Source organism: Pelagicoccus enzymogenes, from assembly GCF_014803405.1.
GTDB classification, from domain to species: domain Bacteria; phylum Verrucomicrobiota; class Verrucomicrobiia; order Opitutales; family Opitutaceae; genus Pelagicoccus; species Pelagicoccus enzymogenes.
In genome coordinates, this window is sequence record NZ_JACYFG010000006.1 from 759,477 (window position 1) to 784,110 (window position 24,634).

Sequence of the window (24,634 nt, forward strand, 5' to 3'; positions counted from 1 at the left end):
CTCCAAACAACGCTCGTCCCTTGCTAAGAGCCTTTGTGGGAAGCGGCCTTGTGCCGCGATTCCCCTGGTCATCCATAGACCCATCCACTTAAACATCCTCGGGCGAAGCGATTCTCGCCGGTCGCAGACCAGATAAAGAGAGCGCAGCGAGCGAGTGTTAACTCCAAATCACCACTGCAGCGTGCCGCCTTTCGGCTTTGCTCAAGATCTAGGACAAGCTGTAGCCCTACAAAAAAGAGCGGACCCTAAAGTCCGCTCTCCCTTAAAACTTCGTGCCCATTCGTGACCTTCGTGGGCAAATAGTCATTTCATAAACTCGTCACCAAACTGTCGATACGCAACAAGCGATCCGACTTCTCGCGCAGCTCGCGATAGAGAGTCTCGTCACCCGCTAGGTGCTTTCCGTAAGCCGGCAGCATTTCCGCCAAGCGGGACTGCCATGCCTCCGTCTTCACCTCGTCAGCGAAGCACTTCTCCAAAACCTCTACGATAATGGATACAGACGTCGACGCACCCGGCGAAGCTCCCAGCAAGGCAGCGATCGAACCATCCTGGGCCGCCACCACTTCGGTGCCAAACTCCAGCTTGCCGCCACGGCCGCCCGCATTCTTCTTGATGATCTGCACGCGTTGGCCAGCCGTAACCAGCTTCCAATCCTCTTCCTTCGCATCCGGGAAAAACTCGCGCAAGCCTTCCACGCGGTCGCTGTGCGACTTGCGAACCTCGTTGATGAGATACTGGGTCAGGTCCATGTTGTCCTTACCCACCGACAAGAGCGGCAAAAGGTTGTCGAGCTTGACCGACTTGATGAGGTCGAGGTTGGAACCTTCCTTCAAGAACTTGGGCGAGAAACCGGCGTAAGGTCCGAACAACAATGCCCGACGCCCGTCGATCACGCGCGTATCCAAGTGCGGCACCGACATCGGCGGAGCGCCCACCGCTGCCTTGCCGTAGACCTTGGCCGCATGCTGGTCGATGATGTCGTGGTCGGTGCAAACCAGAAACTGCCCGCTCACCGGGAACCCGCCAAAGCCCTTGCCCTCCGGGATGCCCGACTTTTGCAGCAAGTGCAGCGATCCGCCACCCGCTCCGATGAAGGCGAAGTTGGCCGATAGCTTTTGCTTGCCGTATTCTTCGCTGTCGACCTTGACCTTCCACTGTCCATCGGCCGCCTGCCGGATGTCCGTCACCCGCGCCTGCATGGCGAGCTCTACGCCATCGAGCGAGATCAGGTGATCGATCAATTGCTGGGTAAGGGCGCCAAAATTGATATCCGTGCCGCTCTCCACGCGCGTCGCCGCGATGACCTCTTCCCCCGGACGGCCTTGCCCGAGCAGCGGAGCCCACTCCTTCACGGTTTCGGGATCTTCCGAGTACTCCATTTCCCCGAAAAGGTGCTGCTCCTTCAAGGCCTCGAAACGAGCCTTCAGGTAATCGCGATCCGCCTCGCCGCGCACGAAGCTCATGTGCGGCACCCGCTTGATAAATACGCTGGGGTCCGCGATCACGCCCTCTTCCACGAGGTGAGCCCAGAAGTGCTTCGAATTCTCGAACTGCTCGTTAATCTTGATCGCCTTGGAAACGTCCACCGTGCCGTCCGCCTTCTGCGGCGTGTAGTTGAGCTCGCAAAGAGCCGCGTGCCCCGTACCCGCATTGTTCCACGCATGGGAACTCTCGAGCGCCACGCGTGGGAGCGACTCCACGATCTGCAGCGTCAGCTCGGGTTTCAGCCGCTTCAGCATGATCCCCAAAGTCGCGCTCATGATGCCGCCGCCAATCAGGACGACGTCAGGATTTTCGAGAATAGGACCGGTCGACGGTCTTACAGTGCGTTGTTTCATAGCGTTGCCACCGCGAATCCTCGCGGACCCGCAGCTTTAATTGCGTTCAATTATGTTCTTGGTGCCCGCTCGCCCTCCGAGGAGGCGAAGTGTTCAGTTTCTAAAAGCGGGAGCGCACATGAGAAGCAAAGCCGGCGCCATGGCAATGCCTTAGAGCGCCTAATAGCGAACTAGCGCAACCCAAGCAGGGGCTAATCCACTTGCAAGTCGTGGTCTACCAAAAACATGCGATTGATCCACGACGCCAAGCGCCTAAAAGAAAGACTATGCCCGCGCGAGCGAAAATCCTCATCACCAGCTTCCAGCCCTTCCGCGGACGCGAACGCAACGGCTCCCAAACGATCGCCACCGCGCTGGAATCGACACTTGCGGAGCATCACGTTCAGCACCTCAGCCTGCCCGTGAGCTGGGGAGTGATCGAAGAAATCGCCCTCCCCCAAATGGAGACACTCAATCCCGATATCGTTCTCGGCCTCGGCGAGGGAACGCCCTGCTTCCTCAAAGTCGAAACGCTTGCCTTCAATCAGCGCATCGGGATCGACGAATCGAAAACCGCTCCCGCGAGCAAATCCATTGATTCAGCAGGGCCTCCTTCCTGTCCCTCCCGCTGGCCGCTACCTGAGTCGCTGGTCGAAAGCCTCAAATCCAAGGTGACAATCAGCGAGGACGCTGGTCGCTTCCTTTGCAATAACGCCCTCTACCGCTTCTCCCGCAGCCACTGCCCCTTCGCCGGGTTCTTCCACCTTCCTCCGCAAGGCGCCACTGCCGATTCCGCCTACCGGGAGCAATGGCTGCCCGTCGCGGAGCAACTCCTCGAATCTGCCATCCAACAAATTCCCACTCCATGAGCGCCGCCAAACTCCAGCTCCTCCGCCACGCCATGGAGCGATACGCTCCGCTGAGCCAATCCACCTGGAAGCAGGTCCAACAAAGCTGCAGCGAGCGCAAGCTCGCCAAAGGCGAAATCCTCGTGCAAATCGGGGCCCCCAGCCAACATCTTTATTTCGTCTGCCAAGGCCTGCTCCGCTCCTACACCCTCTCGGAGGACGGCAAGGAATATAACAAGAAGTTCTTCCCCGAAAACACCTTTCCCGGCTCCATCCGGGCCCTGCTCACAGGCGGCCCCTCCGACTTCGCTCTGCAAGCGCTCGAAGCCTCCGTAGTGCTCGCCATCGACCATCCCGCCTACCGCCGACTGCTCGAAAAGGCGGAAGACCTGAAGTGGTACCATATCCAATACTTGGAGACGAATTGGGTGCTCGACAAAGAACCCATCGAAGTCGGCCTCGCGCTCTCCGACTCCTCTGCCCGCTATCAAGCGTTTGTCGAAAAGCATGCGTCTATTCTCCACCGCATACCGCTCCACCACATCGCCTCAGCCATCGGCGTCACCCCCACCCAACTTAGCCGTATACGGAAATTGTAGGAAGCGACCTCGCGTCGCGATTTCAATCCTTGCCTTTTCGCGGGCACAAAGCCGCTTCCCACACGCACAAAAAAACGCCTCCCCTCAACATAGGTTGAGGCCATTCGCTTCGCGAGCTGCTAAAGTCGCTCCATGCACGCAACGCAACTCGCACTCATCAGCCTCGCAGCCGGCATGGCCATCTCCATCCAAAGCGCCTTGAGCGGCCAGCTCAGCCAACGCCTCAGCAATCCATTGCTCGCCAGCGCCGCGGTCTACCTGATCGGCTTTCTCGGCATCGCCGCCTACCTCGCAACTCACCGCAGCCAGCTCCCACCACGCGAGATCCTCTCGCAAGTCCCCGCCTACCTTTGGATCGCCGGCGGCCTCATCAGCGCCATAGCCCTCTCCTGCGTCTACAGAGTGATGCCCCACTTCGGCGTCGCCTCCACACTCCTCTTCGTGATTTGCGGCCAACTCTTGATCGCTGCCCTGGTCAGCCACTTCGCCTGGTTCGGCATGCCCGCCGCGCCGCTCACTCCCAGCAGACTGTTTTCGCTTTTGCTCGTGGTCGCCGGAGCGGCTCTCTACAACCACCAACCAACTGCCTGATAGCCATGACAACCCGCCTTCCGCAAACCGGACTCGACCTGAGCCTCTATTTCTCACGCATCGGCTACGACGGCAACGCCAAGCCCACTCTCGCCTGCCTCAAGCAACTGCATCGCCTGCACGAACAAAACATTCCCTTCGAAAACCTGGACGTTCTACTGGGCAAGCAAATCTCCATCGAAATCCCCTCCATCTTTGAGAAACTGGTTACCCAAAAACGAGGCGGCTACTGCTTCGAGCAAAACACCCTCTTTGCCGCAGTCCTGACCGCGATCGGATTCGAAGTCTCGCCCATGCTCGCACGCGTCCGCTGGATGGCCCCAGCCGATGCGGTCACACCGCTCAGCCACATGATCCTGCGAGTCGAGACCGAACACGGACCGCAGCTCGCCGACGTCGGGTTCGGCGGCGTAGGCCTTGTCGAACCGATCGCCCTGGACCATCGCGCCCCCCAACACCTCGACTTTGAACCTCGCCGCATCGTCCATCGCGACAAGCATCTCGTCCACCAAATCAAACTGGGCGAGGAATGGGCCGACGTCTACCAATTCATCCCCGAGGCCGTCGCCCCCATCGACCTGGATATCGGAAACTGGTTTTCCTTCACCCACCCCAAGGCCCGTTTCCGCAATTCCCTGCTCGTAGCTCAGCTAAAAGAAACCGGCCGTATCATCATCGCCGATACAGAATTCATCGAACGCGACTGGCGAGGAAACGCAACCCGCACCCAAATCAAAAGCCAAGCGGAACTACAGAGCATTCTCAGCGAACAGTATCGCCTGCAACTTCCCAAAGACGCAAAACTGCCACTCTTCGCCTCCTAGCCTTCCAAGTACCGCTAAGACTCCGGGGCGGCTACCAACGAGTCATACGTATTCAGCGCCTGATAGAGGCGTTTCGAATAAGGACCGTCTGGTAGATCCGCGCCTTCGTTCCCGACCGGGTTCCAGCCGCCCTCCAGCCTGTCCAAAGGAGCTCCAGCAGTCGAGATCGCGCCGCGTCCTCTCAAGTCGTTCCTCGCAAAGCTCGAAAGAACGACTCGATTCGCCGCCGACTGTTTTGCCGTCACGGATCCCATTCGCACCCCGCCATTGTTTTCCACAATCTCGCAAGAGGCGATCTCGACGTTGAAGACTCCTTTTCCCTTTTCGTCGTGCGAAAGGAAGAAAGCCCAATTTCCGGAGCCCTTCACGAGAGACTTGTAGAACATCAGCCCATCGCTGTGGCGGGCAAATACGCCGACATCTCGATTGTCCACGATCCGACAATTCGCAAACAAAGCCTCGGATACCGCGTTATCGATACTCACGCCCGCACCTCGATTCCTACGAAGATCGCAATCCACGGTGTAGACGCCTACGCTGTCGTAATAAGCGACACCGTCAAAGTAGTTGTTTTCGAATACACAAGTTCGGGCCACCACATCCCGACATCGCCAACTGACCACCAATCCACCCGATCGGTTGTTACCGCAAATGACTCCCTCGACGCGCAAGCCCGTCACCGTGCGCGCATCGATTCCGTTGTTACGAATCCACGGCCGCTGCTGGTTGTATTCACTTTCCTGATAATCTTTGTTCCCATCGATAACAAGGTTCGCGATCGTAACGTTTTCAATCCGCTCCCACTCCTCGGGATATTCGCTCAGTGGCCCAACCGAGATCACCGGCGCCTGAGCGTTTTTCGCCAAACGCAGCACCGTTCCCGCTTCCCCTACAAGCGAGACGTTGGAACGATTGATGTGAAGGCTATGCCGCAGGCGATAGCTTCCAGATTTGATCTTAATGCAAATGGATCGAGCGTCGCTCGCTTCCAGAGTTCGCTGCACTTCTCTGAAGTCTCGGTTCCGGGCAATTTCCAGAACCAAAACGTCCTCTGCACGATCTACCGCAAACGCCACGTCCACTCCCAGCGACGAAGCGACAAGAAGCGCCAAAGCTAAGACTCCGCTCCGTAGCAAATGTCGAGCGAGGGCTGAAGCATCTCCTGGAAACAAACCGGGCATGCTAGCGTTTATGGGCGAAAACAGCTCCCCTTGCGATAGCGAAAGCGACGAAGCGCCTGATATGGAGCCCACTCCTAGCCGTGCCTGCTCCTTTGCCTTAGCCACCTCCTTCCTCCCTGCCCTTGAGCGCTACAAGCTATGGAAAACTCAAGAAGCAAAACCCAAGCGTATCGACAAGGTCGATACTCCCCCGCCGATACCTCCAGCGCGATTCGTTCAAATTTTCTGCAAAGCGGTTGAGAGAGCCGCAAACCTGAGCTAATTGGAAAGTCCACCGCAACCCACGCCTCTATGAACTTCGACTATACCCATCCCCGGGCCCAGCTGCTCAGCATCATGGACCGCATCTACCAGTTCGGCATGACCACCACCTCCGGTGGCAACCTCTCCATCAAGGAATCAGACGGCACTATCTGGATCACTCCTGCGGGCGTAGACAAAGGCTCGCTCACTTGGGAGGACATCGTAAAAGTCAACCCCGACGGCACGACCAGCGGCCGGCATCGCCCCTCCTCCGAGTTCCCCTTTCACAAGGCGATCTACGACGCGCGTCCCGACATCGAGGCCATCGTGCACGCCCACCCCTCCGCCCTCGTTTCCTACAGCATCGTGCGCAAGGCTCCTCCCACTCGCATCATTCCCCAAGCCTACGAAGTCTGCCAAAACGTCGACTTCGCTCCCTACGCCCTCCCGGGCAGCGCCCAGCTTGGAAAAAACATCGCCGACACTTTCGCCCGTGGCGTCGACTCCGTGCTCCTGGAAAACCACGGCGTGGTCTGCGGCGGCAAAGACTTGCTCGATGCCTTCTCCCGCTTCGAAACCTTGGAATTTTGCGGCCGCCTCGCCATAAAGGCGCAACGCCTCGGCACCGTGAAAGAGCTCACCCAAGAGCAGGTCGACCTGCGCCATCAACGTAAACACCTCCTCCCGGAATTCTCCCCAGCGGATCGCAGCAGCGAAGAGAAAGCCCTACGCCGCCACATCTGCGAAATCATGCACCGCGCCTATCGCCACCAGCTGGTTTCCAGCTTGGAAGGCGTCGTCTCCGCACGCCTGGACGCCAACAGTTTCCTCATCAGCCCGACTGCGATAGACCGCCAACTTCTGGACGTATCCGAAATCGTCCTAATAAAAGAAGGGCTACGAGAACGCGGCAAACTTCCTAGCCGAGCCGTTCAGCTGCACGAGCGGGTCTATCGCGACCACCCATGGATCAATTCCATAATCACGGCCCAGCCGCCATCCTCTGCCGCCTTCTGCCTGACCGACACTCCTTTCGCTACCCGCACGATTCCCGAGAGCTACATCCTCCTGCGAGACATTCCCCGCCTTCCCTTCGGAGCCCAATACACCGACGAATCAAAAGTCTCGGAGGCAATCGGTGAAGACACGCCCGTCATCCTGATCGAGAACGAAGCCGTGCTTGTAGTTGGAAAGTCACTACTGGAAGCTTACGACCGCCTCGAGGTCGCCGAATTCAGCGCCGGCTCCCTCATCGACGCCTACGCGCTCGGAGGACTGGTGGAAATGGACGACAAAGCCATCGACGAGCTCAAGGTAGCCTTCCTCGGCGGCTGACCCGGGATTGGCTTCGACAGCGAATCCATTCTCGTTCAATCTGATCGCCGCCTCAATCCACACCATGAAACGAATAATACTCCGCGCATTTGCAGGCATCCTGCTGCTCGCAATCCTATTCGTCGGCTTCATCGCCTTCCGCTTCAACGCCCTCGCCACACAAAACTACCTTTCTCCCCAATTCACGATAGCAGCGGACGTAAGCAGCGCCGACATCGCCCTCGGGCACCGTATCTACGCCGTACGCGCCGGCTGCATCGACTGCCATGGCGAGGACGCTTCCGGCGTCCTGATCATGGAAAACGGTCCCATGGGGAAAATCCACGGAGCCAACCTCACGCCATACAATCTCAAGGATTGGAGCGACGAGGAGATCGCCACCGCCATCCGCTACGGTATCCACAAGTCTGGCCGCTCCCTGCGCTTCATGCCGTCCTTCGACTACACGGCCATGAGCAAAGGCGACATCGCCGCACTCGTGGCCTACCTCCGCACTTTGGATTCAGTCGAAAAACCATTGCAGGAAAACAGCTACGGCCCCATCGCCCGCATGCTTTCAAGCTTCGGCAAAATGCCTGTCATGTTCCCCGCCGCCATCATCGATCCCGCCGCCGGATTCGCCGAAAAGCCAAAGGAAGGGCCTACTGCGGAATTCGGACGCTACCTCGCCAGCTCCTGCGTCGGTTGCCACGGCGAGGATATGGCCGGAGGTCCGATCCCCGGTGGCGACCCCTCCTGGCCTGAAGCCGGCAACTCAAGGCTCGGCAGCAACCCAATCTGGACCAAGGAAAGCTTCGCTCACATGATTTCCACCGGCATCTCTCCCACTACCGGACAAGCGATTCGCGCCCCCATGCCCGTCGCCCTGCTCAAGCAGTTCAACGAAGACGAAGTCACCGCCCTCTGGGAATACCTCAAGACGCTCGACTAGTAAGCGCGGGAAGCGGCCTGCGCCGCGACGAAAGAAAGTTGAAAGGTGGCGCGGCTTCTCTGAAGATGCACTTCGAATGGTGCTCCCAAGTCAAGTCGTCTTGGGGCAAGCCGACCCATCAGCGAAGTCCCGTGCAATTTGATACAGGTGGTTCGGCCGCTCCGCGGGCGAAGAAAGACGCTCGGGGAGCGACCGTGTTCAATCGCGTGACAAGCACGCTCACACAAAAAGCATCACCAAAAGCAGTGGGAATGCGGGCTATGCATTCGGTCCGACTGTGGGAAGCGGCCTTGTGCCGCGATTGGGCAGGATCGATCGTGCCACAAGGTCACTTCCCACTGTAGAATCACTATCCCCGCAAAAGGGTGAGGAACCAAAAAAGAGCGGGTCCTGAAACCCGCTCTTTTGAAATTCAGCTTCGCGGCCCTCGCGGGCAGCTTTCAAACTATAAGCTTTCCAGCAAACGAGCGATCTCGTCGCGCTTGGCCACCGTATCCGCAAGTTGCTTACGGGCCCCTTCGACAACGTTGGCTGGGGCCTTGTCTACGAACTTGGGATTCTTGAGTTTTCCTTCGCCAGCGGCGACTTGCTTGTTCAGCTTTTCAAGCTCCTTGCTAAGGCGTTCCTTCTCGGCTTCCACGTCGATGGCGCTGGAAAGGTCGAGGTAAACGGTACCCAGCGCGCCCACTGCGCCTGGACAGCCATCGACCGTTTCCTTTAACTCAATCGTCGCCGCACCGGCCAGCTTCTTAATCGTATCCAAATTTCCTGACACGATCTCCGCGCTTTTCGCGTCGGCCGCGCTAACGAAGAGCGTAACGTCTCGCTTGGAAGCAACATTGTACTCTGCCTTAACGGAGCGGGCCTTGGTGATGAGCTCCTTGACGTGCTCTACGTTCCCGGCAGCTTCAGCGTCAACCCTTACGCCGGCGGCAGCCAGCTGAGCAGCAAGATCGTCCGCCGACACAAGCAAAGTGTCTTGGATGAACTGGCCGTCTTCGCAGTAGCCCATGGCATGCCAAAGCTCTTCCGTGATGTGCGGCATGACCGGATGCAAGAGCTGCAGCGCTTGGCGGATTACGAGGTCGGAAACCGCTAGCGCCATATCGTGACGCGGGTCTTCCTTCTTTTGCAGGAGGGCCTTGGCCGCTTCCACATACCAGTCGCAGAAGTCGCCCCAAACAAAGTTGTACAGCGAGTGGGTGAGCTGGTGCATCTCAAACTTGGCAAACTGGCCCTCGATTTCGCGCATGGTTTCGAGCATGCGGGAGAGGATCCAATTGCTGTATCCATCAAGTGGCGACGTCTTGAGTCGCTCGAGGATGGAGTCGAGCGAAGCGTTGGCATCGACCGCACCGTTCATCTGGCGAAAACGGCAGGCGTTCCAAAGTTTGTTGCTGAAGTTTCGACCGATCTCGATGCGCTCTTCGGAGAAAAGAATATCCGATCCGCTGGGAGCGATATTGATGATGCCGAAGCGCAAGCCGTCCGCCCCGAACTTTTCCATGAGGTCAAGCGGGTCGGGCGAATTACCCAGCGTCTTGGACATCTTGCGCCCCTGAGCGTCGCGAATGAGTCCATGAATGAAGATGTCCTTGAAAGGGATGCGGGCTGCGATCTCGTCGTCGCTCAGCTCCTTCTTGTCATCGCCGTACAGCTCAAGACCGGCCATGATCATGCGGGCGACCCAGAAGAAGATAATGTCAAAACCGGTCACCAGCGTGCTGGTCGGGTAGAAGTGAGCGAGCTCCTTGAGCGTCTTTTCGTCTTCGTTGGGCCAACCGAAGCAAGCGAACGGCCAGATGTAGGACGAGGCCCAAGTGTCGAGGGCGTCCTCGTCCTGCTCCCAGTTTTCCGGATCGGAAGGTCCGTCGACAGATACGTGCCAGTTCTTGGGATCGAGACGGTCCTCGCCCTTCTTGTACCAAACCGGGATGCGTTGCCCCCACCAAAGCTGACGGCTGATGCACCAGTCCTGGATGTTGTTGAGCCAGTGCAGGTAAACCTTTTCCCAGCGCTTCGGGTGAAACTTGATAATGCCCTTTTCTACCGCAGCCTTGGCCTCTTCGACCTTCGGGTACTTGAGGTACCATTGCTCGGAAAGACGCGGCTCGATGGGCACGTCCGCGCGCTCGGAGAAGCCTACGTTGTTTTCGTAGTCCTCCGTGTCGACCAAAAGGCCGAGCTCCTCCAGCTTCTTAGCAGCAGCCTTGCGAGCCGCGAAACGCTCCATGCCGGCGAATTCCGGACCAGCCGCCTCGCTGAGCGTACCGTCGGGATTCATCACGTCGATGAGCGGCAAGTCGTGACGCTTGCCGATGTCGAAGTCGACTTGGTCGTGAGCCGGCGTGACCTTGAGCGCCCCTGTTCCAAAGTCCTTCTCCACCGCCCGATCCGCTACGACGGGAATCTCCGCCCGCGGGAACGGCCGCCAGACGTGCTTGCCCACCAAGTCGGCGTAGCGCTCGTCGTCCGGATGAACGGCAACGGCGGTATCGCCCATGATGGTTTCGGGGCGAGTGGTGGAAATTTCGATGAAGCGGCCGGGCTCTTCCACGACCTCGTAGCGCATCTTCCAGAACTTGCCCTTCTGCGGCTTCATGATGACTTCCTCGTTGGAAAGAGCCGTCTGGGAGCTAGGACACCAATTGACCAAACGCTTGCCGCGGTAGATGTAGCCGCGCTCGTAGAGCTTTACGAAAGCAGCCCGAACCGAACGCTCGTAGGCCTCGTCCATGGTGAAGGTCGTGCGACGCCAATCGCAGGAGGCACCGAGCTTCTTGAGCTGGTTGAGAATCTTGCCGCCATGGTCGTCGCTCCACTGCCAGGCCCGTTCGAGGAACTTCTCGCGACCGATTTCGCGGCGGGAGGTGCCTTCGTTGCGCAAGGCTTGCTCCACCTTGGTTTGAGTCGCGATTGAGGCGTGGTCGGTGCCGGGGAACCAAAGCGTGCTCTTCCCCTCAAGGCGAGCCCGGCGGATGAAGATGTCCTGCAAGGTGTTGTCCAGGACGTGGCCCATGTGCAGGATGCCGGTCACGTTCGGCGGCGGGATCATGATGGAATAAGCTTCCTTGCCCTCTTCCACTTCCCCCTCGAAGCAGCCGTTTTCTTCCCAGGCGGCGTACCACCTGGCTTCCACTTCCTTCGGATCGTAGCCTTGATTAATTTCCTTTGCCATGAGCTTTGCGCGGTTTTTCGAAAAAAAGGGCCTAGCGATAAGGCTCGGCTAAAAGGAGGGCAAGCCCGATCCACGCCCCCGCTTCTCAGCCGCGCGTCGCGCCTGGTTTCCTCGGGAATCCAAGGACGCGTCCTAGGATACGACTTGGTTCGCAGCCTCGATCGTCCGCTCCACCAACTCCTTGAGCTGGGGAACGCTGACGCGGGCCTCCGCCTCGCGTCCCTCCTTGCAGGCAAGCTCGACCTGCATCGCCACTCGCGACAGGGGCTTTGCCCCGTAGTTGGCGCCGGCCCCTTTGATGGTGTGACATCGCAAACGCAAGGTTTCCAAATCGAAATCCGGGCCTTCATTCCTCTGCAGCGCCGTCAACTCCTCCCTCAAGCTCTCAACGAAGGCCTCGACCAAGGGCCTGAGCTCCTCCTTGCTGTCGCCGAAGACCTCTACCAGGGAGCTCAAGTCTACCAGAGCCGCTTCGGAGCCGCCTTGCCCGCGCGGGGCGGAGTCAACTTCCATCGCTGGCCCGCGCGAAGCCCATCTTTCGAAAACCTCCGCCAAGTCCTTGGGATGAATCGGCTTGGCAAGGTAATCGCTCATTCCCGCGTTCAAGCACTTTTCCCGATCCCCCTCCATCGCGTTGGCCGTCAGAGCCACGATCGGAGTGTCCCGGTTCTTGCTGTCGGAGCTCGAGTCTCGGATGTGGCCCGTCGCCTCGTAGCCATCCATATCCGGCATCATGCAATCCATGAAAATCAGGTCGAACTGGCTCTCGGAGCTCGCCTTCACGGCCGCTTCGCCGCTTTCAACGGATAGGACCTCGGCGCCGTTCTTGGCGATCATCTTGCCGGCGACGAGCCGGTTAGTGACGTTGTCGTCTACGAGCAGGACTCGGAGCAGCGGTGATTTGCTTTCGGCGGACATAAGGTAAAACAAGAGCGTGTGTAAAATGCCTGGCAGCGATTCTTCATACGCTACAAAGCAACAAAGATAGAAGGGCGCAAACGCGGAAATGCAAACCGCAGTTGGGGGTTTCGTGCCACGAGCTCCTACCTCCTCCACCTAAGGCCCCCTTCCGTCTTCCTGAGCAAGCGAGCTTCGGCAGGTTCGGAAACCGAGAGACGCCGATCCCGGGCCAGTATCCCTTGCTTGAATACCAGGGTCCTCGCGAGAATGTTGCGGCATCGACGAACGCCCTTCCTGCTCTCGCTAAATTCCTCGCTTAAAGTGATTGAGCCCACGGCATTTCGGCACAGGATACCGCCTCACACATGGTTGGCGGGCCTAACGCCGACTTTGCCCGAACCCCTTCACTCCAATCTACCAGCTTATGGACCATCAAATACCACGCCGCGACCTGCTGAAAAAGGTTGCCCTCGGAGCGGCAGCCGTTGCCAGCGCCAAGGCCTTTTCCAAGCACCACGAAAACTCCTCCGCTATGACCGGATCCAGCCCCCTGAAACGAAACATCCATCACTCAGCCTGCCGCTGGTGCTACAAGGGCATCGAGTTCGAAGAGCTTTGCATCAAGGGGAAAGTGGTCGGATTGGAGGCCATCGATCTCGTCGGCGTCGACGAGATCCCCACCCTCAAGAAGCACGGCCTCGCCGCTTCTCTCGTCTGGGGCGTTCCGGGCGGCATCGTCAAGGGACTCAACCGCTTGGAGAACCACGACGCCATCGTTGAATTCTTCGCCGCGACCGCTCCCAAGGTGGCCGCCCAAGGAGCCAAGCGCATGATCGTCTTCTCCGGCAACCGGGACGGACTGGACGACGAGCAAGGCCTGGAAAACTGCAAGATCGGCCTCGAGCGCATCATGCCCATCGTCGAAAAGCAAAACGTGCAGGTCGTCATGGAGCTGCTCAACTCCAAGCGCAACCACCCCGACTACCAATGCGACCACACCAGCTGGGGCGTCGAGCTAGTCAAACGAGTCGGCTCCGAACAGTTCAAGCTGCTCTACGATATTTACCACATGCAGATCATGGACGGCGACGTCATCGACACCATCCGCGAAAACCACCAATACTTCGGCCACTACCACACGGGCGGCGTGCCCGGGCGCAACGAGATCGACGAAACACAAGAGCTGTACTACCCGGCCATCATGCAGGCTATCGTAGATACCGGTTTCGACGGCTACGTCGCCCAGGAGTTCGTCCCTTCGTGGGAAGATCCCATCGCCGCCCTCGCCCACGGCATCCGCACCTGCGACGTGTAACCAACGCGCAACTACGATTTCAAAAACAAAGGCCGATTCCTCTGCAGGAGTCGGCCTTTTTCTTGAAGCAGGTGGGCCAGCCGCTCAGCGGGTGGCATTTCATCAAAGAGCAATCCTTAAGCTCTGCCACCCAGTTTCTGCAGCAGCTTCTTGGTCATCAAGATTCCGGTGGGCTCGTCGAGCGAGCTTCCTTCCCACTCGATGCCGATGTATCCACGATACCCCGACGCCTTGACGATCTCCATCAAGCGCGGATAGTCCATGTCTCGCTCGAAGCCTTCGGGATTGAAGTTATGAGTCTTGGCGCTCACCCCCTTGGCGAAGGGCATCAATTGCTCGGTGCCCAAGTACTTGTCGTACTCCTCGCCCGTTTCGCGGTTCACGTGGAAGTTCCCGAAGTCCGGCAAGGTGCCACAGCGCGGGTGATCCACCAGACGCATCACCGCCGCCAACCAAGCTCCATTGCTGGAGAGCCCCCCGTGGTTCTCCACGATCACGTTGATCCCGTAGCGATCGCCGATCTCGGTCAAGCGACGCAAGCCGTCCGCCGCCAGCTTAAGCTGCTCGTGGAACAATCCTTCCGACGCCGCGTTCACCCGAATCGCATGGCAACCGAGAGCTCGGGCCGCCTCGATCCAACGCACGTGGTTCTGCACCGCCTGCGAGCGCTTCGCCTCGTCCGGGTCGCCCAGGCGACCCTCGCGATCGCACATGATGAGCACGTTGCGCACGCCTTCGCCCGAAGAAACCTTCACCAACTCGTCCAAGACCGGGCGCGACCAGCCCTCCATGTAAAACTGGTTAACGTACTCGACCGCATTCACCCCGAACTCGTTCTTGGCGATTTCGGCAAAGCGCATCTTGTCCTTCTCCCCGCTCCAAAACGCCTTGTTGATCGACCATTGGGCGAGGGAGATGTCGAACCAAGTCCCGTCGAAGCGAGCCGACTGGTTCTCGTCCGCCGCAAAGGCTGGGCGAGCGACAAGAGATGCAGCGGCGAACCCGAGGGCTCCTTTCAGAAAATGTCTACGAGAATCCATAGTAGAAAAGCGGGGTAACGGTTACGGGTTAAAAACTTACCAATCTGACTAAGCGAGAAAGACTAGCCTTGGGTTATTGGCAACCAACTTCAGATTTCCCCATTCATAAGAGTCAAAGACCCGTTGAACCTCAAACGGTTTCCAGCAAGATCCCCCACCCTTTACACCGAAACATGAGAAATCTCGCCATCACCCTCTCCCTCGGCGCCTCTATCGTCAGCGGCCTCCCCGCCGCCAAGATGAAGCTCAACGACGCTGACCGACAAGCCGAACCGATCATCGAGGCCGCCAGCGACGAAGCAGCGCTCGCTCTCCAACAGCTGCAGCTGCCCGAAGGCATGGAAGCCACCCTTTGGGCGGCCGAGCCCATGCTCGCCAACCCAGTTGCCTTCGACTTCGACGAACAGGGGCGCCTCTTCGTGGCCGAGACCTACCGCTACGGCTCCAGCGTGCTCGATATCCGCGGCTACATGGACATGCTGGAGGAGGACATGGCCTTCCGTACCGTCGAAGACCGCGCCCAAGGCATCGTCGAGCTCTTCGGCGACGACGCGCCCAACTTCGCCATCGAAGGCGAAATCCTCCGCCTGCTCGAAGACCGCGACGGCGACGGCAAGGCGGACTTCTCCACCGCCTACGCCGACGGCTTCAACAAGGCCGTGGACGGCATCGCTTCCGGCGTGCTCGCCCGCAAAGGCGACGTCTATTTCACCAACATTCCCCACCTCTGGAAGTTCCAAGGCATCGACGCCGCCGGCAAAGCCGAACAAAGCGAAAAGCTGCTCAGCGGCTGGGGCGTGCACTTCGGCTACACGGGACACGACTTCCACGGCCTCGCCCTCGGCCCCGACGGCAAGCTTTACTACTCCATCGGCGACCGCGGGGCCCACGTGACCGCCCCCGACGGCAGCCACATTTCCTATCCGGACACCGGAGCCGTCTACCGCAGCAACCTCGACGGCACCGAGCTGGAAGTCGTGCACACCGGCCTGCGCAACCCGCAGGAGCTCGCCTTCGACGCATTCGGCAACCTCTTCACCGGCGACAACGACTGCGACAACGGCGACTATGAACGGCTCGTCCTCATCGCCGAAGGCGGAGACTCCGGTTGGCGCATCGGCCACCAGCATGCCCCGCTCGGAGCAGCTGGGGTCTGGATGTCGGAAGGCTGGTGGGAAACCCAGTTCGAAGGCCGCACCAAGTTCGCTCTTCCCCCGATCTCCTACATCGAGGACGGCCCTTCCGGCATCGCCTTCTACCCCGGCACCGGGCTCTCGCCCGACTACGCCGGACACCTCTTCATCACGCACTTCAAAGGCAGCATCGCCACCAGCGGCGTCTACACCTACACCATGAAGCCCAAGGGAGCCTGGTTCGAGCTCGACGAGAAGAAAGCCTTCGCCAAAGGAATCCTGCCCACCGACGTCACCTTCGCCCCCGACGGCAAGTTCTACGTGCTCGACTGGGTCAACGGCTGGCCCAAGCCCGGCAAAGGCCGCGTCTATTCCATCTCGAACCCTAAGGTGCAAGCCAGCCCCATCGTGGCCCAAACCCAAAAGCTCTACGCCGAAGGCATGACCGGTCGCGGCGAGGCGGAACTGGCCGAGCTGCTCTCCCACCCCAACTGGAACATCCGCCTGGAAGCTCAGCTCGAACTAGCGGACCGCGGAGAAAAAAGCCTGAAAACCTTCGCCGATATCGCCAACAACCGCTCCGCCTCCCTACACGCTCGCTTGCATGCCACTTGGGGCCTCGGCGTCCTCGCCGACCGCGATTCCACTGCCGCTCGAGCCGCCATCGCCAAGCTCGCAGCCTCGAAACCCGGCCAAGAAGAAGTGCTCGCCCAAGCCACCAAGCTCCTCGGCGACCACGGCATCGAAAGCGCCGCTGAGCTGCTCATCTCCCGCCTCAGCCATCCTTCCAACCGCGTTCGCTACTTCGCTGCCCAAAGCCTCGGCAAGCTCAAGCACACCGCCGCCGCTCCCGCCCTCCTGCAGGCCGCTCGCGAAAACGCCGACGAAGACCCCTACCTCAGCCACGCCATCGTGATGGGACTAGTAGGCGGCAACAACGGCCGAGCCCTCGCCAATGCCGTGAACGACCCATCAAAAGCCGTTCGCTTCGCCGTGCTGCTCGCCTATCGAAGACTTGGAGACGTCAACGTCGCCCGCTTCCTGCGCGACTCCGACAAGGAGATCGTCTTCGAGGCCGCCCGCGCCATCAACGACGCCCCCATCGAAGGCGCCTACCACTCCCTAGCCGCCGCGATTGATAGCCCTTTTGCGGACGACCCCATCCTAGCCATCCGCGCCCTCAACGCCCGCTTCCGCATCGGCGGCGTCAAGAACGCCCAATTCCTCGCTGCTTACGCCGCCGACGAATCCAAGCCCCAGCAATTCCGCCTCGAAGCGATTACCCAGCTTCAGTCCTGGCCAAACCCGCTGCAACGCGACCGCGTCATGGGCGTCTACCAGCCGCTCGCAGCCCGCGACGCCCAAGTGGCCATCGACGCCTTCAAGGCCAACGCGCCCAAGTTCTTCGCCTCCAGTAACAGCGCCGTGCAGGTCAAATTCCTCGAAGCCGTGGACGCCCTCGGAGTGAGAGGCCTCGCCGACCAGCTTTACGCCTTCGCCAAAAACGAAAAAGCCAACGGAGCCGCCCGGGCCGCCGCCTTCTCGCTCTTCAGCAAGCTCGACGATCCTCGCATGGACGAGCTGGTTATCGCCGCCAGCCAATCCAACGCTTCCGAGCTGCGGCTCGCCACCCTGCCCATCGTAACCGAACGCTCCCCGGAGCAAGCGAAGGTCACCCTCGAGCTCATGACCCAAGGCAGCGTCGAAGAGCAACGCGTCGCCTACCAGACCTTGGCCGGATCCCAGCAAGCCTTCGCAACCGAACTGCTCGCCAACAGCGTGCGACGCTTGGCTGCAGACGAAATTCCCTACGCCGCCCAACTCGAGCTCATCGAAGCCGCCAAGGAACACCCTTCGCCCAAGGTTCAGCAAGCCTACCAGAGCTACCAGGCAGCAGTCGCCGCTTCCAGCGACCCGATCGCCGCCTTCACCTACGCCCTGGAAGGCGGAGACGCCGGAGCCGGCCGGAGCGTCTTCAACAACAACCAGGTCATGGCCTGCGTGCGCTGCCATATCGCCACAGGCCCGGGCGACGCCGCCGGCCCTAACCTCACCGACATCGGCTTGCGCCTCAACCGCCAACAACTCCTGGAAGCCATCGTCGCCCCCAACGCCACCATCGCCGAAGGATTCGACAACGTCATCCTCACCATGAAAAATGGAAACACCGTCGCCGGAATCGTGGAGGACGAGGACGAAACGGAGATCAGCCTTAAACTTGCCAGCGGCGAGTCGCAAAGCTTCGCCAAAAGCGAAATCGCCAAACGAGACGCTATGCCCTCCAGCATGCCAGCCATCTTCGCCCCCTTGCTCTCGGCCAAGGACATGCGCGACCTCGTCGAGTACCTCACCACCCGCACCTGGGATCCCTACTCCGAACGCGCCACCCACGGCAAATAGTTCCGCATCCAAGTTTCAACTACAAAGGCGTCCTCAATAAAGAGGACGCCTTTTTTTGGGGAGGGGGCGACGTTCACGTCGTCCGCATTGCAGGAATTCAATCCCGTCAAACTCCCCTCCCATTTTGCAAATCCAAGGAACCCAGCCCAACGTACCGGTTCCTAAACCTCTTATGACTCCCTCTCTTCGCCCCTTCCTTCTCCTGGGAGCGCTGCTCGCGTTCACCTGCAACCTCTTCGCCGCAAACCGCGACGACCTTTGGCTCAAAGTCTCGGAAGCCAGAGCCCAACGCTTGCCCCAAACCGCCATCGAGTCCCTCGAGCCCATCATCGAAGGCGCCCTCGCCGAAGGAGCTCACGCCGAGGCCATCAAAGCCATCACCCTCAAAATCGCTCTGGAAACACAGATCCAAGGCGAACAGCCCGCCGAGGCCATCCTGCGGCTGCAACGCCAACTCGACGAAACACCCGCCGCCCTGCAACCCGTTTTCCAAACCCTGCTCGCCCACTCCTACTGGAGCTACTTCCAGCAGAACCGCTGGAGATTCCTGCAACGCACCCAAACTGCGGAAGCGCCCAGCAACGATTTTCAAACCTGGGACCTCGCCCGCATCCTGCGCGAGATCGACCGTCACTTCACCGCCGCCCTCGCCAACGAATCCTTCCTCAAATCCGTCCCCATCGAAAGCTACGACATCCTGCTGGAGCCAGGCACCGCACCCGACACCTACCGCCCCACCCTCTACGACTTCCTCGCCTACGAGGCCCTATCCTTCTACCAAAGCGGCGAACAAGCAGCTCTCGAAGCAGAAGACACTTTCGAAATTTCCGCCCACTCTCCCATCTTCGACGGAACCCGCGCCTTCCTCGATTGGACGCCAGCAGCTGACACCGACTACTCCCCCGAGCTCAAAGCCATCCGGTTCTACCAAGACTTGCTCCGCTTCCACCGAGACGATGCCGATCCCTCAGCCTACTACGACGCCGACCTCGCCCGCCTCATCTACGGCCACAACGTCGCTGTTGGAGAAGACAAGGGAGAACGCTACGCCGCCGCCCTCGAACGCTTCATCGAAAAAACCGCAGCTCACGAAATAAGCGCCCGCGCCCGCGCCGCCTTGGCAACTTACCACCAATCGCAAAACGAGCTAGTCACCGCCTACCAAATCGCCAGCCGCGGCCTAGCAAGCTTTCCCGGAAGCGCCGGCGCGGCGGAGTGCCACAATCTCATCCAGCAGGTCGAGCAAAAGTCCGCCAACATCCAAACGGAATACATTTGGAACGCGCCTTGGCCCACTATCGACGTCACCTACCGCAACGTCGACAAGGTCTACTTCCGAGCCATCAAACTCGAATTCGAAGAAGAACTTCGCAGCCATCCCGACCTGCGCGACTTCCAAGAATCGGTCTTCGAACGCACCCCCATCCACAGCTGGGAAGCCGACCTTCCTGCCACAAGCGACTACCAAACGCGCACCGAAAAGCTTCCCGCCCCCCAAACGCTTGAGCCCGGCTACTACCATATTTTCGCCAGCTACGATCCCACTTTTAGACAATACGAAAACGTCGTAAGCCGCGCTACCGTTTGGGTCAGCGAACTGGCCCTGGTACTGCGAACCCAAGAATTGGATACACCCCTTAGCGGCTTCGTGCTCAATGCCATCAGCGGCGAACCCATCGCCGGAGCTACCGTGCAACTGTGGCACCAAAACCGAAATCGGAATTTCCGCAAAGGCAGGTCTCTCACCACCGACGCGGATGGACGCTTCGCTGTATCCAAGAATGCCAGCAGGGATCGAACGCTCATCCTAGCCGAACACCAAGGGCAAAAAACCGCGAGCAAGCAATCCTTCTGGCTTCATCACAGCGACCGAGAAAGCTATCCCGAGCAACGAACTATTTTCTTTACCGATCGTGCCCTCTACCGCCCCGGCCAAACCGTAAACTACAAGGGCATCAGCGTCTTCAACCACCCTTCCGAGGGCCGGTACAAAACCCTGAAAAACAGCAGACTACAAATCGCCTTCAAAAACGCCAACCGTCAGGTCATCGCCGACCGCGAACACAAGACTAACGACTACGGATCCTTCAGCGGCAGCTTCACCGCGCCCGAAGAAGGACTGCTCGGAAACATGAGTATCGAGGTCACCTTCGGCCCTTGGGGTTCAACTCACTTCAACGTGGAAGAATACAAGCGCCCCAAGTTTCAGGTCGAACTCGACGCCCCCGCGAACGCGCCCAAGCTTGAAGAAACCGTATCTCTCAAGGGAAGAGCCACCGCATACACCGGAGCCGCTATCGGAGGAGCGAGCGTCAAATGGCGGGTCGAGCGCGGAGTGCGAGCGCCTAGCTGGTGCTGGTGGTGGACCCCACCCGCAACAAAGGCCATCGCTCACGGAAGCGTAACCACCGAAGCGGACGGTAGCTTCAGTATCCACTTTCCCGCGACACCCGACAAAAGCGTACCTCGCCAGAACGAACCGACTTTCGTCTACACCGTCTATGCCGACGTTACCGACACCAACGGCGAAACCCGTTCCGCTTCCACCGAAACGAGAGCTGGCTACACCGCACTGCAAGCCGAACTATCGACCACCGAATGGCAGAGCATCGACACGCCAGTTGAAATATCGATCAGTACCCAATCCTTGGACGGAAAGCCGCAAGCTGCAAAAGTCCAACTCAAGGTCTACCGCCTGCAGCAACCGGAGTCGGTCATACGCGAACAGTTAGCCGACCACCGCTACCGTCCATGGAGAATACAAGCGACCGAGCCCGAGTTCGATCCCTCGAACCCCGACACTTGGGAAATCGGAAAAACCGTATCCAGAAAGCAAATCAGGATCGATGAAAGCGGAAACGAAACCTACTCCGTCAAACTCCCCGCAGGCCCCTACCGCGTTGAACTCGAAAGCAAGGATCGCTTCGGAAACAAAATCAGCGCGCGGCACACCTTTACGGTGCAGGACCCGCAAGCCGCGGCTCTCGCGACCAAAGTCCCCAACTTCCTCGGAGCCCCCACCTTCACCCTAGAACCCGGAGAATCGCTCGACGCCCTTTGGGGCAGCGGTTACGAAAAAGGCCGCGCCTTCATCGAAATCGAGCAAAGCGGCAAAACCTTGCAGAGCTTCTGGACCGACGGGGAAGAGACCCAAGAACGTATCCAATTTCCTATCACAGAATCGCACCGCGGAGGACTCACCTTACGTACTACCTTTGTCCGGGAAAACCGCGCTTACTTCGAAAGCAAACGCATCGATGTTCCTTGGAGCAACAAGCAGCTCCAAGTCAAATGGGAGCGCTTCCGCTCCAAACTCGATCCCGGCCAAGCGGAAACCTGGACCGCTACCATCACCGGACCCGACGCCCACGTCGCCGCCGCCGAAATGGTGGCTGGTCTCTACGACGCCTCGCTCGACCAGTACAAGCCTCACAACTGGCCCCAACAAATCGGCTCATTCCGCCAAGAATATTCCCGTATCCACAGCCAATTCGGCAATACGCAAAATCACTTCGATTCCTTCGCTGGGTACTGGCGTCCAGACATCCTTCCCGTGGACTGGAGTTACCGACGCCTACCCTTCGAAATCAACTATCGCAGGCAAATGCGCAGTTTCGGAGGCGGCGGAGGAGAGGATGTTTTCGAACTCTCTCCCTTCTCGATCGCAGAGAGCGCTGACGAAGGCTACCAAGCCGCAAGCACCTTAGCAGGAACCAGGCTAAACAGCCCCATGCGTCCCGCGCCCATGGATACGGTAATGGGCGACGCGGCCATGAAAATGGAGCTCAGCCAAGAGCCCAGTCCTGCGCCCCCCCCAGCCCCCGACCTCTCGCAAGTCTCCGCTCGCACCAACCTCAACGAAACTGCCTTCTTCTACCCGCACCTGCTGAGCGACGAGGACGGCGTCGTGAAAATCCAGTTCACCATGCCGGAAGCCCTCACCGAATGGCGCTTCTTCGGCTTCGCCCACGACAACGAGCTGCGCTCCGGTTTCCTCTCCGACACCGCTGTCACAGCCAAGGACCTCATGGTCGAACCCAATCCACCGCGCTTCCTGCGCGAAGGCGACGAAGTGGAATTCACGGTCAAAGTCAGCAACCAGTCCGATTCGGAACAAAGCGGCCAAGTCCGTCTAAGCTTCACTGATGCCGCCACCCTCGAACCTGCCGACTCCTCTCTAGCGAACCAGGAAACCGACCGCTCCTTCACGATCCCCGCCAAAGAGTCGCGCAGCTTTTCTTGGCGCATCAAAGTTCCAGACGGAGCCAGAGTGCTCACTTACAAAGCGGTGGGAGCGAGCGCGTCCCTTAGCGACGGCGAGGAAGGCTACTTGCCCGTATTGAGCCGACGAATACTCGTCACCGAATCCCTGCCGCTCCCCATTCGCGGCCAAGGCAGCAAGGACTTCACTTTCGAAAAGCTGCTAGCGTCAGGAGATTCGGATACGCTCCAGCACCAGAACCTCACCGTTCAGATGGTTTCCCAACCCGCATGGTACGCGGTGATGGCATTGCCCTACCTCATGGAATTTCCGCACGAGTGCAGCGAGCAGCTCTTCAATCGCTTCTACGCCAACTCGCTCGCCTCCCACATCGCCACCTCAGATCCCAAGATCCGTCGCATCTTCGACCTCTGGAAAAATACGCCTGCTCTAGACAGTCCCTTGGAGAAAAACCAAGAGCTCAAGTCCGTGCTCATCGAAGAGACCCCCTGGCTGCGCCAAGCCCAAAACGAAAGCCAAGCCCGCCGCAACGTCGGACTGCTCTTCGACGAGAATCGCCTGCAAAACGAGTCCAGCCGCGCCCTGCAAAAACTCGCCGAGCGCCAGCTTTCCGACGGGCGCTGGTCTTGGTTTCCCGGCGGCTACGCCAGCGACTACATCACCCTCTACATCGCCACCGGCTTCGGGCGACTGCGCCATCTCGGAGCAGAAATCGACAGCGAACCGGCCATCCGTGCCCTCGATGCCCTGGATCGCTGGATGCAGCGACGTTACGAAGACATCCAGGATGGACCCAGCCCGGAGAACTACGTGCCCGACCATCTCATCTCCCTCTACCTCTACGGCCGCAGCTTCTTCCTTTCGGAAAAGCCAATCCCCGCGAGCCACCGCGACGCCCTCGACTTCTTTCTGCTCCAAGCCGACAAACATTGGACCCAGGTTTCCAGCCGCCAAAGCGAAGCTCACCTAGCCCTCGCCCTGCAACGCTTCGGACATCGCGACACGCCCACCGCCATCCTGCGCTCCCTCAAGGAACGCAGCGTCAGCGACGAAGAGCTCGGCATGTTTTGGCGGGACACGGAAAACCGCAGCTGGTGGTGGTACCATGCCCCCATCGAAACCCAAGCCCTCATGATCGAGGCCTTCGCAGAAGTTGCCGAAGACGAGCAAGCCGTAGAAGACCTGAAAGTATGGCTTCTAAAACAGAAGCAAACTCAGAACTGGAAAACCACTAAAGCCACCGCCGACGCTGTCTACGGCTTGCTGCTGCGCGGCAAAAACCTGCTCGCCAGCGACGCCCTCGTCGCAGTTTCCCTCGGAGGCCAAACCATCGAACCGGAAAACGTGGAGGCAGGAACCGGCTTCTACCAAAAGGCATTCGTTCGCCAAGAGATCCAAGCGGAGATGGGCGAGATCACGCTAACGAAAACCGACGACGGCGTGAGCTGGGGCAGCGTGCACTGGCAGTACCTCGAGGACATGAGCAAGGTCACGCCCCACGAGGCCACTCCCTTGACCCTGAAGAAAAGCCTCTTCGTTAAAGAGAACTCCTCCGCTGGACCGGTTCTCAAACCGATCGAAGGCCCGCTTTCGGTGGGCGACGAGCTGGTAGTGCGTCTCGAGCTGCGCAGCGATCGCGACATGGAGTACCTCCACCTCAAGGACCAACGCGGCAGCGGAACCGAGCCAGTGAACGTGCTGAGCCAATACCGTTACCAGGACCGGCTCGGCTACTACGAGAGCACCCGCGACACCGCCAGCCACTTTTTCATCCAATACCTTCCAAAAGGCACTTACGTCTTCGAGTACTCCACTCGAGTACAGCTCAAGGGCAGCTACCAAAGCGGAATCGCCGAGATCCAGTGCATGTACGCGCCCGAGTTCAACAGCCACTCCGCCAGCACCGTGATCGAGGTCGAGTAGAAGGATCGAGCCGGGGGTTCCCGGGAAAACTTCGAGGAAGGGCAAAATCGATAGGACGGGTTGGCCGCTAGCTTGCTGTTGACCCACGGCGGCTCATCCGCCTTGCTCCACTCCGAGCAGAGGCGTACTCGCGCCCTCCCAATCGATCCCG

General features: G+C 59.4%; 14 protein-coding genes. 9 read left to right on the forward strand and 5 right to left on the reverse strand.

Translation table 11 applies throughout. The annotated features are described in order from the left end of the window. Nucleotides 1–308: 308 nt before the first annotated feature. On the reverse strand, nucleotides 309–1,841 hold the full coding sequence (mqo, locus tag IEN85_RS05575) for a malate dehydrogenase (quinone) (protein WP_191616078.1): 1,533 nt from the start codon (nucleotides 1,839–1,841) through the stop codon (nucleotides 309–311). A 266-nt stretch (nucleotides 1,842–2,107) separates the two neighbouring features. On the opposite strand from mqo, the gene IEN85_RS05580 reads away from it, so the two are divergent. The 4 genes from IEN85_RS05580 to IEN85_RS05595 all read left to right on the forward strand — a co-directional run bounded on the left by IEN85_RS05580 (nucleotide 2,108) and on the right by IEN85_RS05595 (nucleotide 4,682). Continuing rightward, a complete protein-coding gene (locus IEN85_RS05580) occupies nucleotides 2,108–2,689 on the forward strand; it encodes a pyroglutamyl-peptidase I family protein (RefSeq protein WP_191616079.1) in 582 nt (193 codons plus the stop codon). After that, the gene (locus IEN85_RS05585) at nucleotides 2,686–3,267 is read left to right on the forward strand and encodes a Crp/Fnr family transcriptional regulator (protein ID WP_191616080.1); all 582 of its coding nucleotides are present in this window, start codon (nucleotides 2,686–2,688) and stop codon (nucleotides 3,265–3,267) included. Before IEN85_RS05580 ends, IEN85_RS05585 begins: the two co-directional genes overlap by 4 nt. Nucleotides 3,268–3,399: 132 nt before the next feature. Then, the gene (locus IEN85_RS05590) at nucleotides 3,400–3,858 is read left to right on the forward strand and encodes a DMT family transporter (RefSeq protein WP_191616081.1); all 459 of its coding nucleotides are present in this window, start codon (nucleotides 3,400–3,402) and stop codon (nucleotides 3,856–3,858) included. A 5-nt stretch (nucleotides 3,859–3,863) separates the two neighbouring features. Further along, complete coding sequence (locus tag IEN85_RS05595; RefSeq protein ID WP_191616082.1) at nucleotides 3,864–4,682, forward strand: arylamine N-acetyltransferase family protein; 819 nt, start codon at nucleotides 3,864–3,866, stop codon at nucleotides 4,680–4,682. Nucleotides 4,683–4,696: 14 nt separating this feature from the next. On the opposite strand, the gene IEN85_RS05600 is transcribed toward IEN85_RS05595, so the two are convergent. Beyond that, nucleotides 4,697–5,794, reverse strand: coding sequence for a right-handed parallel beta-helix repeat-containing protein (locus IEN85_RS05600; RefSeq protein ID WP_191616083.1), 1,098 nt, complete (start codon nucleotides 5,792–5,794; stop codon nucleotides 4,697–4,699). A gap of 360 nt (nucleotides 5,795–6,154) precedes the next feature. On the opposite strand from IEN85_RS05600, the gene IEN85_RS05605 reads away from it, so the two are divergent. Beyond that, on the forward strand, nucleotides 6,155–7,441 hold the full coding sequence (locus IEN85_RS05605) for a class II aldolase/adducin family protein (protein WP_191616084.1): 1,287 nt from the start codon (nucleotides 6,155–6,157) through the stop codon (nucleotides 7,439–7,441). A 64-nt stretch (nucleotides 7,442–7,505) separates the two neighbouring features. Then, the gene (locus IEN85_RS05610; RefSeq protein ID WP_191616085.1) at nucleotides 7,506–8,372 is read left to right on the forward strand and encodes a c-type cytochrome; all 867 of its coding nucleotides are present in this window, start codon (nucleotides 7,506–7,508) and stop codon (nucleotides 8,370–8,372) included. A gap of 445 nt (nucleotides 8,373–8,817) precedes the next feature. On the opposite strand, the gene IEN85_RS05615 is transcribed toward IEN85_RS05610, so the two are convergent. Beyond that, entirely contained in the window at nucleotides 8,818–11,550 is a 2,733-nt protein-coding gene (locus IEN85_RS05615) for a valine--tRNA ligase (protein WP_191616086.1), read from the reverse strand. A gap of 132 nt (nucleotides 11,551–11,682) precedes the next feature. Beyond that, complete coding sequence (locus IEN85_RS05620; protein WP_191616087.1) at nucleotides 11,683–12,468, reverse strand: response regulator; 786 nt, start codon at nucleotides 12,466–12,468, stop codon at nucleotides 11,683–11,685. Nucleotides 12,469–12,874: 406 nt separating this feature from the next. Here IEN85_RS05620 and IEN85_RS05625 point away from each other — a divergent pair, with 406 nt between their 5' ends. Beyond that, nucleotides 12,875–13,765, forward strand: a complete 891-nt coding sequence (locus IEN85_RS05625; protein WP_191616088.1) for a hydroxypyruvate isomerase family protein — start codon at nucleotides 12,875–12,877, stop codon at nucleotides 13,763–13,765. A 116-nt stretch (nucleotides 13,766–13,881) separates the two neighbouring features. On the opposite strand, the gene IEN85_RS05630 is transcribed toward IEN85_RS05625, so the two are convergent. Further along, nucleotides 13,882–14,805, reverse strand: a complete 924-nt coding sequence (locus IEN85_RS05630; protein ID WP_191616089.1) for a sugar phosphate isomerase/epimerase family protein — start codon at nucleotides 14,803–14,805, stop codon at nucleotides 13,882–13,884. A gap of 173 nt (nucleotides 14,806–14,978) precedes the next feature. On the opposite strand from IEN85_RS05630, the gene IEN85_RS05635 reads away from it, so the two are divergent. Both IEN85_RS05635 and IEN85_RS05640 read left to right on the forward strand, forming a co-directional pair. Beyond that, entirely contained in the window at nucleotides 14,979–18,338 is a 3,360-nt protein-coding gene (locus IEN85_RS05635) for a PVC-type heme-binding CxxCH protein (protein ID WP_191616090.1), read from the forward strand. A 172-nt stretch (nucleotides 18,339–18,510) separates the two neighbouring features. Beyond that, the gene (locus tag IEN85_RS05640) at nucleotides 18,511–24,483 is read left to right on the forward strand and encodes an alpha-2-macroglobulin family protein (RefSeq protein ID WP_191616091.1); all 5,973 of its coding nucleotides are present in this window, start codon (nucleotides 18,511–18,513) and stop codon (nucleotides 24,481–24,483) included. Nucleotides 24,484–24,634 lie beyond the last annotated feature (151 nt).

Bases quoted from the DNA above. Each gene is read 5' to 3' on its own strand.
- mqo (WP_191616078.1), bottom strand. From the start codon at position 1,841: ATGAAACAACGCACTGTAAGACCGTCGACCGGTCCTATTCTCGAAAAT.
- IEN85_RS05620 (WP_191616087.1), bottom strand. From the start codon at position 12,468: ATGTCCGCCGAAAGCAAATCACCGCTGCTCCGAGTCCTGCTCGTAGAC.
- IEN85_RS05615 (WP_191616086.1), bottom strand. From the start codon at position 11,550: ATGGCAAAGGAAATTAATCAAGGCTACGATCCGAAGGAAGTGGAAGCC.
- IEN85_RS05640 (WP_191616091.1), top strand. From the start codon at position 18,511: ATGACTCCCTCTCTTCGCCCCTTCCTTCTCCTGGGAGCGCTGCTCGCG.
- IEN85_RS05625 (WP_191616088.1), top strand. From the start codon at position 12,875: ATGGACCATCAAATACCACGCCGCGACCTGCTGAAAAAGGTTGCCCTC.
- IEN85_RS05595 (WP_191616082.1), top strand. From the start codon at position 3,864: ATGACAACCCGCCTTCCGCAAACCGGACTCGACCTGAGCCTCTATTTC.
- IEN85_RS05635 (WP_191616090.1), top strand. From the start codon at position 14,979: ATGAGAAATCTCGCCATCACCCTCTCCCTCGGCGCCTCTATCGTCAGC.
- IEN85_RS05610 (WP_191616085.1), top strand. From the start codon at position 7,506: ATGAAACGAATAATACTCCGCGCATTTGCAGGCATCCTGCTGCTCGCA.
- IEN85_RS05585 (WP_191616080.1), top strand. From the start codon at position 2,686: ATGAGCGCCGCCAAACTCCAGCTCCTCCGCCACGCCATGGAGCGATAC.
- IEN85_RS05580 (WP_191616079.1), top strand. From the start codon at position 2,108: ATGCCCGCGCGAGCGAAAATCCTCATCACCAGCTTCCAGCCCTTCCGC.
- IEN85_RS05590 (WP_191616081.1), top strand. From the start codon at position 3,400: ATGCACGCAACGCAACTCGCACTCATCAGCCTCGCAGCCGGCATGGCC.
- IEN85_RS05630 (WP_191616089.1), bottom strand. From the start codon at position 14,805: ATGGATTCTCGTAGACATTTTCTGAAAGGAGCCCTCGGGTTCGCCGCT.
- IEN85_RS05605 (WP_191616084.1), top strand. From the start codon at position 6,155: ATGAACTTCGACTATACCCATCCCCGGGCCCAGCTGCTCAGCATCATG.